General features: G+C 72.3%; 10 protein-coding genes. 6 read left to right on the top strand and 4 right to left on the bottom strand.

Translation table 11 applies throughout. The annotated features are described in order from the left end of the window. Nucleotides 1-29 precede the first annotated feature (29 nt). On the bottom strand, nt 30-1,088 hold the full coding sequence (locus tag KDN32_RS03400; protein WP_249216341.1) for an SIS domain-containing protein: 1,059 nt from the start codon (nt 1,086-1,088) through the stop codon (nt 30-32). 112 nt (nt 1,089-1,200) lie between these two features. Here KDN32_RS03400 and KDN32_RS03395 point away from each other — a divergent pair, with 112 nt between their 5' ends. The 3 genes from KDN32_RS03395 to nagA are packed head-to-tail and all read left to right on the top strand — an operon-like array spanning nt 1,201 to nt 4,360. Then, entirely contained in the window at nt 1,201-1,941 is a 741-nt protein-coding gene (locus KDN32_RS03395) for a GntR family transcriptional regulator (protein ID WP_211730701.1), read from the top strand. An 11-nt stretch (nt 1,942-1,952) separates the two neighbouring features. Continuing rightward, entirely contained in the window at nt 1,953-3,212 is a 1,260-nt protein-coding gene (locus KDN32_RS03390; protein ID WP_211730700.1) for a PTS transporter subunit EIIC, read from the top strand. Then, entirely contained in the window at nt 3,209-4,360 is a 1,152-nt protein-coding gene (gene nagA, locus KDN32_RS03385) for an N-acetylglucosamine-6-phosphate deacetylase (protein ID WP_211730699.1), read from the top strand. The genes KDN32_RS03390 and nagA overlap by 4 nt, the downstream gene beginning before the upstream one ends. Here the strand turns inward: nagA and KDN32_RS03380 are convergent. Genes KDN32_RS03380 through KDN32_RS03370 form a run of 3 tightly spaced genes read right to left on the bottom strand, consistent with a single transcriptional unit; the run spans nt 4,335 to nt 7,560 of the window. Continuing rightward, complete coding sequence (locus tag KDN32_RS03380; protein ID WP_211730698.1) at nt 4,335-5,282, bottom strand: carbohydrate ABC transporter permease; 948 nt, start codon at nt 5,280-5,282, stop codon at nt 4,335-4,337. The two genes, nagA and KDN32_RS03380, sit on opposite strands and share 26 nt — an antisense overlap. Beyond that, a complete protein-coding gene (locus tag KDN32_RS03375) occupies nt 5,279-6,226 on the bottom strand; it encodes a carbohydrate ABC transporter permease (RefSeq protein ID WP_211730697.1) in 948 nt (315 codons plus the stop codon). The genes KDN32_RS03380 and KDN32_RS03375 overlap by 4 nt, the downstream gene beginning before the upstream one ends. Nucleotides 6,227-6,231: 5 nt before the next feature. Then, complete coding sequence (locus KDN32_RS03370; protein ID WP_211730696.1) at nt 6,232-7,560, bottom strand: ABC transporter substrate-binding protein; 1,329 nt, start codon at nt 7,558-7,560, stop codon at nt 6,232-6,234. Between the two features lie 168 nt (nt 7,561-7,728). Here KDN32_RS03370 and KDN32_RS03365 point away from each other — a divergent pair, with 168 nt between their 5' ends. The 3 genes from KDN32_RS03365 to KDN32_RS03355 are packed head-to-tail and all read left to right on the top strand — an operon-like array spanning nt 7,729 to nt 12,724. Further along, nucleotides 7,729-9,750 (top strand): beta-galactosidase, encoded by a 2,022-nt coding sequence (locus KDN32_RS03365; protein ID WP_211730695.1) that lies wholly within the window; start codon nt 7,729-7,731, stop codon nt 9,748-9,750. Beyond that, nucleotides 9,750-10,583 carry a DeoR/GlpR family DNA-binding transcription regulator gene (locus tag KDN32_RS03360; protein ID WP_211730694.1) on the top strand — a complete coding sequence of 278 codons (834 nt, stop codon included), beginning with the start codon at nt 9,750-9,752 and terminating at the stop codon, nt 10,581-10,583. Before KDN32_RS03365 ends, KDN32_RS03360 begins: the two co-directional genes overlap by 1 nt. Continuing rightward, nucleotides 10,580-12,724: an alpha-galactosidase gene (locus KDN32_RS03355; RefSeq protein WP_211730693.1), complete on the top strand. Its 2,145-nt coding sequence runs from the start codon at nt 10,580-10,582 to the stop codon at nt 12,722-12,724. The genes KDN32_RS03360 and KDN32_RS03355 overlap by 4 nt, the downstream gene beginning before the upstream one ends. Nucleotides 12,725-12,780: the final 56 nt, after the last annotated feature.

Raw genomic sequence — 12,780 nt, 5'->3', positions numbered from 1 at the left:
CGATCGGTGGTGGAGTACGGGGGTCCGCGTCAGCGGTCGGTCCGGGTGACCTTGGCCAGTCCGCGGGGGTTGTCGGGGTCCAGCCCCAGTGTGCGCGCGAGGCGCTCGATCATGAGCTGGGCCGGCACGATGCTCGCGACCGGCTCGACGGTCTCGGGGAGGTCCGGCCCGGCGAGGTGGACGTCGCAGCGCCCGGCGAAGTCGGGCGTGCCGCCGATGCCGAGCACGCGCGCACCGCGCTCGTGGAGGTCGTCGGCGAGCTCGGCCATCGCGCCCGCGAGCGGCCCGCTCGCGGCCGCGACGAGGACGGCGAGGACGCCGTCGCCGACCACCGAGATCGGACCGTGGCGCAGGTCGGCGTAGGAGTAGCCGCGGACCGGCCGCAGGCACGTCTCCTCCATCTTGAGCGCCGTCTCGAGCGCGGTGCCGAGGAGCAGCCCGCGTCCGGACACGACGACCTGGCGCGCGCCGGCGAGGGCGTCCGCGGCGGCACTCACGTCGCCGTCCAGCAGGCCGGCGACGGCATCGGGCACCCGCCGCAGGTCCGCCTCCGACTGCTCGGCGCGGTCCTGCGGGCCGAGGGCGGCCGCGACGACGCCGAGGGCGAGCAGCTGGGTGAGGTAGGTCTTGGTGGCCGGCACGGCGACCTCCGGCCCGGCCCGGGTGGCGAGCGCCAGGTCGGCGGCCCCGAGGAGCGGCGAGCCCTCGACGTTGGAGACCGCCACGGTGGCGGCACCGCAGTCGCGGGCCCACTGCTGCGTGTCGACGATCTCGGTGGTCGAGCCCGACTGGGAGACCGACACGACGAGGGTGTCGGAGAGGTCGAGGCGCGCGCCGTAGTGGGTGGCGACGCTGGGTGCGGCCAGGGCCGCCGGGACCCCCGCGGCCACCTCGAGGAGGTAGCGCCCGTAGATCGCGGCGTTGTCGCTCGAGCCGCGGGCGACCAGGAGCACGCGGCGACGGTCGCGAGCGAGGTCGCGGAGCGCCTCGCGCTGCGGCAGCAGGTGGTCGAGCGTGCGGCGGGCGGCCTCGGGCTGCTCGGCGACCTCCGCCGCCATCCTGGTCCGGGTGGTCTCGGTGGTGCTCATGGGCGTGTCCTCTGTCCTGCAGGTCCTTGACAAGCCGCGGTGGCGGCGGCCATGCTCCAACTGGTACGTACCAGACCGTACCAATAAGAACCGCTCCCGTCGAGAGGCCCCGATGACCCGCAGGATCGACGACGGCCCCCGGCCGAAGCACGCGCAGCTGAGCGACGTGCTGGCCGAGCTCGCGCTGCGCGACCTCGGTCCCGGCGTCGCCATCCCGTCCGAGCGCGAGCTGATGACGACCTACGACGTGTCGCGTGCGACGGTCCGCAAGGCGATCGACAGCCTCGTGGCCGGCGGCCTGCTGCAGCGGATCCAGGGCAAGGGCACCTTCGTCGCCCGGCCCCGGGTGGAGAGCCGGCTCCACCTCGCGTCGTTCTCGCAGGACATGCGCCGGCGTGGCCTCACGCCCGCCACGCGGCTGCTGCGCGTCGACGAGGAGCGTCCGCCCGCCGACGTCGCGCGCACGCTCCGGCTCGGCGCGAGCGGCACGGCGTGGCGCATCGACCGGATCCGCCTCGCCGACGAGCAGCCGATGGCGATCGAGCAGGGGTGGTACCCCCGCTCCCTGCTGCCCGACCTCGACACCGAGGACCTCTCCGGCTCGCTCTACACGGTCTTCGCCGAGCGCTACGACCTGGTCATCGACGCCGCCGAGCAGACGCTGTGGGGCGAGTCCGCGGAGGGCACCACCGCCCGCCGCCTCGAGGCGCCGGTCCACACGCCGCTCCTCGTCTTCCGCCGCGTCTCGAGCGCCGACGGACGTCCGATCGAGCACGTCGTCTCCCGCTACCGCGGCGACCGCTACCAGCTGCACATGACCCTCGGCCCGACCGAGCCGACCGCCACCACCTGAAGGGATCCACCATGACCACCCAGGACGCCGCCTCGGGCGGCACCGTCACCGAGAGGCGTCGGTTCAACCTGGCGCCGATCCAGAAGTTCGGGCGCAGCCTCATGCTCCCGATCGCCGCCCTCCCCGTCGCCGCGCTGCTGCTGCGCCTGGGCCAGCCCGACCTGCTCGGCGCCGACGGCCTCGGCTGGAACGACGTGGCCGCTGTCATCGGCGCCGCCGGCGGGGCGATCTTCGACAACCTGCCGCTCCTCTTCGCGCTCGGCGTGGCCATCGGCATGGCGAAGAAGGCCGACGGCTCGACCGCGCTCGCGGCCGTCGTCGGCTACCTCGTCTTCAAGGGCGTCGGCGAGGCGATGTCGCCGACCGTCCTCGGCCTCCCGGAGGGCGACGCCGAGCAGCAGCTGGTCAACTACGGCGTCCTCGGCGGCATCGTCTCGGGCCTCGTGGCCGCCTGGCTCTGGCAGCGCTACCACCGGATCTCGCTGCCGCCCTACCTCGCCTTCTTCGGCGGGCGCCGGTTCGTCCCGATCATCACCGCCATCACGATGATGCTCATCGCCGTCGCGACCAGCTTCCTCTACAAGGGCTTCGACGCCGGCCTCACGTCGCTGGGTGACTGGGTCACCAGCAACGACGTCACCGGGGGCTTCGTCTACGGCACGCTCAACCGGCTGCTGATCCCGCTCGGGCTGCACCACATCCTCAACTCCGGCCCGTGGTTCCTCATCGGCTCCTACGAGGACCCGAGCGGCGCGGTGTGGACCGGCGACATCGCCCGCTTCCTGCACGCCGACCCGACCGCCGGCGCGTTCATGACCGGCTTCTTCCCGATCATGATGTTCGCGCTGCCGGCCGCCGCCCTCGCCATCTGGCACGAGGCCAAGCCGCAGCACAAGAAGGCCGTCGGCGGCATCATGCTGTCGGCCGCGCTGACCGCCTTCCTCACCGGCGTCACCGAGCCGCTGGAGTTCGCGTTCATGTTCGTCGCGTGGCCGCTCTACGTCATCCACGCGCTCCTCACCGGCACCTCGCTGGCGCTGGTCAACGCGCTCGGCATCAAGGACGGCTTCGGCTTCTCGGCCGGCCTGTTCGACTACGTGCTCAACTTCAACATCGCGACCAAGCCGATCCTCCTCATCCCGATCGGCCTGGCCTACGGAGCGCTCTACTACGTGCTCTTCCGTGCCGTGATCCGGAAGTGGAACCTCAAGACCCCGGGTCGCGAGGACGAGGACGAGGACTCGCTCGTCGAGGCGGACACCAGCGCGTGACCACCCTCCTCACCGCCGCACAGGTCGTCACCCCGGCGCGGGTCCTCGCGCCGGGGTGGCTGCTCCTCGACGGCGACCGCGTCCTCGAGGTCGGCGAGGGGGACCCGCCACGGAGCCCCGACCTCGCGCTGGGCGACGTCACCGTGTGCCCCGGCTTCGTCGACGTCCACGTCCACGGCGGGGGCGGCGCCGCGTTCGAGACGGGCACGCCGGAGGCGGCGCGCACCGCCGCGGCCGCCCACCTCGCCCACGGCACCACGTCGATCGCGGCCAGCCTGGTCACCGACACCCGCGAGGTGATGGAGCACACCGTGGGCGAGCTCGCCCAGTGCGTCCACGACGGCCTGCTCGCGGGCCTCCACCTCGAGGGGCCGTGGCTGAGCCCGACGCGGTCGGGCGCCCACTCCCCCGGCGCCCTCGCACTGCCGGAGCGCTCGTACGTCGAGGCGCTGCTCGACGCCGGCGAGGGCACGGTGCGGATGGTCACCCTCGCGCCGGAGCTCACCGGTGGGCTGGACGCCGTACGCCTTCTGGTCGAGCGCGGCGTCGTCGCCGCCGTGGGGCACACCGACGCGACCCACGACCAGGCGCGGGCGGCGATCGACGCCGGCGCGCGGCTCGGCACCCACCTGTTCAACGCGATGCGCCCGATGCACCACCGCGAGCCGGGCGCGGTCGGCGCCCTGCTCGCCTCCGACGCCGACGTCGAGCTGATCGCCGACGGGGTGCACCTGCACCCGGCCGTCCTCGCCACCGTGTTCGCGGCCAAGCCCGGGCGGTGCCTGCTCGTCACCGACGCGATGGCGGCCGCGGGCGCACCGGACGGCGACTACCGCCTCGGCACCATGGACGTCGAGGTGCGCGAGGGCGTCGCCCGCCTCGCCTCCGACGACGGCCAGGGCGCGATCGCCGGCTCGACGCTCACCATGGACGCCGCCGTGCGCTTCGCGGTGCACGGGGCCGGGGTCCCGCTCGTGGACGCCGTCCACGCCGCGAGCGCCGCACCCGCCCGCGTGTGGGGGCTCGACGACGTCGGCGCGCTCGAGGCCGGCCGCCGAGCAGACCTGGTGGTGCTCGACGCCGGCCTCGAGGTGGTGCGGGTGATGCGGTCGGGCGCCTGGGTCAGCCCTTCGTCGACCCGAGGGTGAGCCCGGAGACGAACTGCTTCTGCAGGGCGAAGAACACGACCAGCACCGGCAGCGCGACGATGATCGAGCCCGCCGCGACCAGGTTGGTGTCGGTGAAGAACTGGCCGCGCAGGTTGTTGAGCGCCGAGGTGACCGGCAGCTTGTCGCCCTGCTGGATGAGCACCGTCGCCCAGAAGAACTCGTTGTAGATCCAGGTCACCTGCAAGGTCGCGAGCGCGGCCAGGGCCGGACGTACGAGCGGCATGGTGAGCTGCCAGTACTGGCGCCACACGCTGGCGCCGTCGAGCTCGGCCGACTCGTAGATCTCGTGCGGCAGCGTCTTCATGTAGTTGCTGAGCACGAAGGTGCAGAAGCCGAGCTGGAACGCCGTGTTGACGAGGATCAGCGCCCAGAAGCTGTTGAGCATCGAGCCCGAGTCGCTCATGAAGTAGGGCAGCGGGACCTCGCGGAACATGCGGAAGACCGGGATCAGCAGCGCCTGCGGGGGCAGCAGGTTCGCGGCGAGGAAGACGCCGAGCAGCGTCAGGTTGAAGCGATAGCTGAAGCGCGCCAGCACGAACGCCACCATCGACGACAGCCAGAGCGTCAGCAGGACCGCGGGCACCGTGATGAGGAGCGAGTTCTTCATGTGCAGGCCGAAGTTGCCGCGCGACCAGGCGTCCTCGTAGTTGGCGAAGGTCCACCCGCCGAAGGAGAGGTAGCCGTTGGCCTGCGTGTAGTCGTACTCGCGGAACGAGTTGACCAGCGCCCACAGCAGCGGGAACAGCCAGGCCAGCGCGAGCAGGGCGACGATCACGGTCACCACGACGCCGCGCGGCTTGCTCATCACCCCGCCCTCCACGCGCTTGGGGGGCGTGCGGGCGTCGCGCACCTGGTCGTCGGGCGGCGTGGTCGCCACCAGGACGGGGTCGTGGCTGCTCATCCTCGACGCTCCTCACGGAAGACGTTGCGCAGGTAGATGGTGATGAAGACCGAGGAGATCAGCATCATGATGACCGCGAGCGCCGAGCCGAAGCCGTAGCGGGTGGCCTCACCGACCACGTTCTGGGCGACCAGCGCGCCGATCAGCTCGAGGCCGTTGCGGCCCTTGTTGACCACCCACACCAGGTCGAAGGCCCGCAGCGACTCGATCACGACGATGACGACCACGATCATGTTGATCGGGCGCATCACCGGGAAGATCACGTTGAAGAACGTCTTCACCTCGCTGGCGCCGTCGACGGCCGCCGCCTCGCGCAGGGACGCGTCCACGCCCTTCAGGCCGGCCAGGTAGATCAGCATGATGTAGCCGGTGTGCCGCCAGGCGGTGGCGACGAGGACCGCCCACAGGTTGATGTCCGGGTCGCCGTACCAGTCGACCTGGGTGCCGAAGACGTCGTTGATCAGGCCTTGGTCACGCGAGTAGAACAGCTGCCAGATGAAGCCGATCAGCGCGAGCGACAGCACGACCGGCATGTAGAACGCGGTCTGGTAGATCCGGCTGCCCCGCATCTCGCGGTCGAGGATCACCGCCAGCAGGATGCCGAGCAGCGTGGGGAACAGGAAGAGGAACCCCAGCCAGATCAGGTTGTGCTGGATCGCCGGCCAGAACGGCGGGTAGATCGTGGCGATGTCCTCGTAGTTCTGGAAGCCGACCCACTCGATGGTGTCGACGCCGCCGAAGCCGTTCCACTTGCCGAAGGACAGCACCACCGACAGCAGCGCCGGCAGCCAGACCAGCAGCAGCACGAGCAGCAGCGGGATCGTCACCATGAGGATCACGGTGAGCCGGTCGCGTGCCGGCAGCTTCTTCTCCCGGCCCTGGGGCGGTGCCTGCGCGGGCGCCGCAGCAGCTGCCTGCTGCGGCGCCTCGTCAGTGTGGGACATGTCGGTCAGCCGAAGATCGAGGCGGCCTGCTCCTGGATGCTGGCCGTCACCCCGTCGATGTCGTCGGGGTTCTTCAGGAAGTCCTGGATCGACGGGATCATCACGGTGTTGGCGAAGTCGGCGTTGGTGTCGCGGTCCATGAACTGCGCGATGTTGGCCGCCGCGCCGACGACCTCGGCCGACTTCTTCTGCAGGTCGCTGTAGGTGGACGTGCTGGCGCCGTCGTTGGCGGCGATGAACGGCGCGTCGGCGCCGTTGTTGCCCGCGTCCGCGGCGGCGGCGCTGCCGAGCCACTTGGCCATCGCCTTGCCGGCCTCCTGGTTCTTGCCCGCCGCGGCCACGCAGAAGCCGTCGATCGGGGCGTCGAGGGAGTCGGCGGCGATCGAGGAGTCGAGCTGGGGGAAGGTGAAGAAGTCGAGGTCCTCGCCGTTCTCGCCGAGCGCGTCGACGACGAAGGTGCCGAGGAGGTACATGCCGCACTCGCCCTTGCCCATCGACGTCGCCGCCTCCTGCCAGGTGCGGCCCAGCGGGTCGGCCTGGTGGTAGGGGAGCAGCTTGCGCCAGGTGTCGAACACGAGCTTGACCTCGTCACCGTCCCACGCCTCGTCGCCGGCCATCAGGCTCATGTGGAAGTCGAAGCCGTTGAGCCGCATGTTGAGGATGTCGAAGGTGCCCATCGCGGGCCACCCGTCCTTGTCGCCGAAGGCGAACGGGGTGACGCCCTTGCCCTGCATCTCGTCCATGAGCGCCATGAAGTCGTCGTTGGTCTCCGGCGGGGTCCAGCCGTTCTTCTCCCAGACCGACTTCCGGTAGAAGACCGCCCACGGGTAGTAGCTGATCGGCACGAAGTACTGCTTGCCGTCCGAGGCGGTCGCCGCCTGCTTGAAGGAGTCGCCGAGGCCGTCGATGGGCCACTGGTCGCTCAGGTCGGTGATCAGGCCGTTGTCGGCGAACTGCGACATGCGGAAGCCGGCGAACCAGGTGAACACGTCGTCGGGCGTGCCCTGGAGGTAGGTGTTGATGCTCTCCTGGAACGTGTTGTGGTCGACGGCGTTGAGGTCGACCTTGGTGCCGCTCTCCTTGGCGTAGGCGTCGGCGATCGCCTTGAGCCGGTCGTACGCCGCGCCGGACCCCTCCGCCTCGTTGATGCCGAACTTCACCGTGGCGCCCGAGCCGGTGGCCGGGCCCGAGTCGCCACCGCCGCAGGCGGCGAGCAGGCTGGCCCCGCCGACGGCGAGACCGGAGAGCGCCATGCCGCGGAGGACGGAGCGGCGCGAGGCCTCCATCGTGACCATGGCGGAGCGGGGGACGGCGCTGGAGATCAAACGGGACACGAGGAGCCTCCTGGAGACAAAACCAAACAGGGATGCACAGCATGTGACGACCAACACAGGCCCGTCAAGCCTCACCGTGGTCACAATTCACACCAGAACGAACATTTCCGAACCGAAATCCTCGGCCGGGCGTTGACTTTGCCGTGTGAGGGTCGACACAGTTGCGCCATGCCGACTCCGCTGCCCGCCCTCGCCTTCGGTGGCGACTACAACCCCGAGCAGTGGCCTCGCGAGGCCCACGCCGAGGACCGCGCGCTGATGGGCGAGGCCGGCGTCGACCTGGTCACCCTCGGCGTGTTCTCGTGGGCGTGGCTGCAACCCGGACCCGACACATGGGACTTCGCGTGGCTCGACGAGCAGATGGACGAGCTGCACGCGGCCGGCATCCGCGTCGACCTCGCCACCGCGACCGCGTCGCCGCCCCCGTGGCTGACCCACCGCCACCCCGAGATGCTGCCGGTCACGGCCGACGGGACCACCCTGTGGCCCGGCGGGCGGCAGGCGTTCTGCCCCAGCTCCCCGGTCTACCGCGAGCACGCCCTCGAGCTGTGCACCCGCCTCGCCGAGCGCTACCACGACCACCCCGCGCTCGCGCTCTGGCACGTGTCGAACGAGATCGGCTGCCACAACGCCCGCTGCTACTGCGACGTGAGCGCCGCGGCGTTCCGCGACTGGCTCCGACGTCGCTACGACGACGACGTCGAGCGCCTCAACCACGCCTGGGGCACCGCGTTCTGGTCGCAGCGCTACGACGACTTCGCGCAGGTGCTGCCGCCGCGCTCGGCACCGACCTTCCCCAACCCGACGCAGCAGCTCGACTTCCTGCGGTTCTCCTCCGACCAGCTGCTCGACAACTTCGTCGTCGAGCGCGACGTGCTGCACCGGCTGTCCCCCGGCGTGCCGGTCACCACCAACTTCATGGTGATGCGCCAGACCATGGAGATGGACTACCTCCGCTGGGGCCGCGAGGTGGACGTGGTCTCCAACGACCACTACCTCATCGCCGCCGAGGCCGACGGCCACCGCGAGCTCGCCTTCAGCGCCGACCTGACCCGCGGCACCGCGGGCGGACGCCCGTGGCTGCTGATGGAGCACTCCACCAGCGCGGTCAACTGGCAGCCCCGCAACCGTGCCAAGCGGCCCGGCGAGATGACCCGCAACAGCCTGTCGCACGTCGCCCACGGTGCCGACGCCGTCCTCTACTTCCAGTGGCGCGCGTCGCGCGCCGGCGCGGAGAAGTACCACTCGGGCCTGCTCCCCCACGCCGGGACCGACACCCGCCAGTGGCGCGAGGTGGTCTCGCTGTCGCGCCTGCTCGACTCGATCGAGGAGGTCACCGGGTCCGTCGCCGCCAACCGCACCGCGATCCTGTTCGACTACGAGGCGTGGTGGGGCTGCCAGCTCGACTCCCACCCGAGCGTCGACGTGCACTACCGCGACCGCGCCGAGGACCTCCACCGCGCGCTGTCGGCGCAGGGCGTGGGCACCGACGTGGTGCACCCGAGCACCGACCTCACCGCCTACGACCTGGTCGTGGTGCCGACCCTCTACCTCGTCTCCGACGAGACCGTCGCGTCGCTGACCGCGGCAGCCGAGGCCGGGGCCACGGTCGTCGTCACCTACTTCAGCGGCATGGTCGACGAGCACGACCACGTCCGCCTCGGCGGCTACCCCGGCGCGTTCCGCGACCTGCTCGGCCTACGGACCACCGAGCTGATGCCGCTGCTCGCCGGCGAGCGGGTCCGCGTCGAGGGCCTCGGCGACGCGGTCACGGCCGACACCTGGACCGAGGACCTCGAGGTCACGTCCGCCGAGGCCGTCGCGACCTACGCCGACGGTCCCGCGGCCGGCCTGCCCGCCGTCACCCGGCGCGACGTCGGCGCCGGGTCCGCGTGGTACGTCGCCACCCGCCTCGACGCGGCCGGCACCGACCGCCTCGTCGAGCGTCTGGTCGTCGAGGCCGGCGTGGAGCGGCTGCCCGGCGCCGGCCCGCTGGTCGAGGTCACGCGCCGCGTCGGCGACGGTGCGAGCTGGCTGTTCGTCCTCAACCACGGCGACGAGCAGGCAGCGGTGCCGGTGTCCGGGACCGACCTGGTCACCGGCACCGAGGTCGACGGCGACCTGGTGGTCGCCCCCGGTGGCGTCGCCGTGGTCCGCGAGCGCGCCGGGGCCGACGGGCGGGGCGCCTGATGCTCGCCGCCCAGCGCCGCGGCCGGATCCTGGCCGAGCTGAGCCGGGACGGGACCGTCCGCGTCACCGACCTCGTCGAGCTGCTCGGCGTGTCCGACATGACGGTGCGGCGCGACCTCGTCGCCCTGCACCGCGACGGCCTGCTGGAGAAGGTCCACGGCGGTGCGCTCGCGGTCGCCGAGCCGTCGGCGTCCGAGCCGGGCTTCGCCGCCAAGTCGGTCCAGCACCTCCGGGAGAAGCAGGCCATCGCCGCGGCCGCCGCCGAGCTGGTGCACACCGGCATGGCCATCGCGGTCTCCGCCGGCACCACCACCCACGCCCTCACCGAGCACATCGCCCGCATCCCGCACCTGACGGTGGTCACCAACTCGGTCTGGGTGGCTGACGTGCTGCACCGCACCGGCGAGCCGACCACGTCGGTGCTGCTCACCGGCGGGCTCCGTACGCCGTCCGACGCCCTGGTCGGCCCGGTCGCGGTGTCCTCGCTGCGCAGCCTGCACGTCGACGCCTTCTTCATGGGCGTGCACGGGATGGACGTCCGCGCCGGCTTCAGCACCCCCAACCTGCTGGAGTCGGAGACCAACCGGGCGATGATCGAGCGCTCGCGCCGCCTCATCGTCTGCGCCGACTCGACCAAGTGGGGCGTGGTGGGCCTCAGCAGCATGGCCGGGCTGTCGGAGGCATCCGTGCTCATCACCGACTCCGGGCTCTCCGCGCAGGCGAGCGGGGCGCTGGCCGACCACGTCGGCGAGCTCGTCGTGGTGGACCCGCTGTCCGACTCCCCCGCCGACTCCCACGCCGACGACGACGCCGCCCCGGAGGCCGACGCATGAGCCACACCCCCTCCCCGGTCCACCTCAGCCGGGCGGGCGTCAGCGTCGTGCTCGGCCACGACGACGCCGGGATCCCGACGGTCCTGCACTGGGGTGCCGCCCTCGGCGACCTCGACGAGGCCGCGCTGGCCGCGCTCACGACGGCGCGCCGGCCCGGGGTGTCGCACTCCGCGTTCGACGCCCCGCGCCGGACCGGCCTGGTGCCGGACGGGACCCGCGGCTACTCCGGCACGCCGGGGCTGGGCGGTCACCGGGTCGGCGGCAGCGCCACGGCTGCGGCGCCCAGCCTCGTCGACTGGGACGTGGTCGTGGACGGCGGGTCGGACGGCCCCACCTCCGTCACCTGCACGTCCACCGACGCGGAGGCGGGCTGGACGGTCGCGGTCGAGCTCACCCTCGACGCCGCGGGCCTGCTGCACAGCCGGACCAGCGTCACCAACTCCGCCGACGGCGACCTCCACCTCTCCGCCGTCCTGTCGGCGCTGCCGGTCGCGGCGCACGCCACCGAGCTCCTCGACCTCACCGGTCGCTGGTGCAAGGAACGCTCGCCGCAGCGGCACCCGTGGGTGCAGGGCACCCACCGCCGCGACGCGCGCCACGGCCGCACCGGCCACGACGCCACGCTCCTGATGGTGGCCGGGACGCCCGGCTTCACCTTCGGCACCGGCGAGGTCTGGGCGGTCCACACCGCCTGGAGCGGCAACCACACCCACTACGCCGAGCGCACCCCCGAGGGCGACTGCCTGCTCGGGGGTGGTGAGCTGCTGTCCCCGGGCGAGGTCGTGCTCGGCCCGGGCGAGACCTACCGCTCCCCCGCCCTGCTCGGGTCGTGGTCGCCGGCGGGGCTCGACCCGATGAGCCACCGCTTCCACGCCCACCTCCGTGCGATCACGCCGCTGGTGCGCACCGAACGGCCGGTGATCGCCAACTCGTGGGAGGCGGTCTACTTCGACCACTCGCTCGAGCGGATCGCCGAGCTCGTCGACGCCGCCGCGACCGTGGGCGTCGAGCGGTTCGTGCTCGACGACGGCTGGTTCCTCGGTCGCCGCGACGACACCGCAGGCCTCGGCGACTGGGCGGTCGACCCGGCCATCTGGCCCGACGGCCTGCGACCGCTGGTCGAGCACGTCACCGCCGCGGGCCTCGAGTTCGGCCTCTGGGTCGAGCCCGAGATGGTCAACCTCGACTCCGAGACCGCCCGGCGCCACCCCGAGCGGGTGCTGCGCGGCCGGTCGACCGAGCCGCTGTCGTGGCGGCACCAGCAGGTCCTGGACCTGCAGGACGAAGCGGCCTACGCCGACCTGCGCGACGCGCTCCTCGCGCTGCTCGACGAGCTCGACGTCGCGTACCTCAAGTGGGACCACAACCGCGACCTCACCGACGCCACCCACGACGGCCGGCCGGCCGTGCACGGGCAGACGCTCGCCGCGTACCGCCTCCTCGACGAGCTCCGCGCCGCCCACCCCGGCCTGGAGATCGAGTCCTGCTCCTCCGGCGGCGCGCGGGTCGACGCCGAGGTGCTGAGCCGCACCGACCGGATCTGGCCGAGCGACACGATCGACCCGCTCGAGCGCCAGCACCTCCAGCGCTGGACGTCGCTGCTCGTGCCGCCCGAGCTGATGGGCTCGCACGTCGGCGGGCCGACCTCCCACACCACGGGCCGCACCCACGCCCTGCGCTACCGCGCGGCGACGGCACTGCTGCACTGGTTCGGCATCGAGTGGGACATGTCGCGGCTCGACCCGGCCGGGCTCGCCGAGCTCGCCCAGTGGGTCGACCTGCACAAGCGGGTCCGTCCGCTCGTCGGCACCGGCACGCTCGTCCACCCCGACCACCCCGACCCGGGCGTCCTGGTCACCGGCGTCGTCGCCGCCGACCGCTCGGAGGCCTGCTACGTCGTCGCGACGGTCGCGTCGACCGACACCCAGCACCCGGCCCCGCTCCGGCTCACCGGCCTCGACCCCGACACCACCTACCGGCTCGTCGAGGAGCTGGCGCCGGCCCACTCCGGTGCCGACCTCAGCGGCGGCTGGTCGGCGGTCAGCACCGTGCTGCCGGGACGGGTGCTCGCCACCGCCGGTGTCGCCCTGCCTGTCCTGCACCCCGAGGAGGCACGGGTGCTGCGGGTGGTCGCGACCTAGGCGCGTCCCGGACCGGACCAGCACCGGACCTTGCACCGGACCTTGCACCGGGCCCA

The organism is Nocardioides palaemonis (assembly GCF_018275325.1).
GTDB classification, from domain to species: domain Bacteria; phylum Actinomycetota; class Actinomycetes; order Propionibacteriales; family Nocardioidaceae; genus Nocardioides; species Nocardioides palaemonis.
This window is presented reverse-complemented; position numbering and strand designations above follow the sequence as displayed.

Bases quoted from the DNA above. Each gene is read 5' to 3' on its own strand.
- KDN32_RS03400 (WP_249216341.1), bottom strand. From the start codon at position 1,088: ATGAGCACCACCGAGACCACCCGGACCAGGATGGCGGCGGAGGTCGCC.
- KDN32_RS03395 (WP_211730701.1), top strand. From the start codon at position 1,201: ATGACCCGCAGGATCGACGACGGCCCCCGGCCGAAGCACGCGCAGCTG.
- KDN32_RS03390 (WP_211730700.1), top strand. From the start codon at position 1,953: ATGACCACCCAGGACGCCGCCTCGGGCGGCACCGTCACCGAGAGGCGT.
- KDN32_RS03380 (WP_211730698.1), bottom strand. From the start codon at position 5,282: ATGAGCAGCCACGACCCCGTCCTGGTGGCGACCACGCCGCCCGACGAC.
- KDN32_RS03375 (WP_211730697.1), bottom strand. From the start codon at position 6,226: ATGTCCCACACTGACGAGGCGCCGCAGCAGGCAGCTGCTGCGGCGCCC.
- KDN32_RS03365 (WP_211730695.1), top strand. From the start codon at position 7,729: ATGCCGACTCCGCTGCCCGCCCTCGCCTTCGGTGGCGACTACAACCCC.
- KDN32_RS03360 (WP_211730694.1), top strand. From the start codon at position 9,750: ATGCTCGCCGCCCAGCGCCGCGGCCGGATCCTGGCCGAGCTGAGCCGG.
- KDN32_RS03355 (WP_211730693.1), top strand. From the start codon at position 10,580: ATGAGCCACACCCCCTCCCCGGTCCACCTCAGCCGGGCGGGCGTCAGC.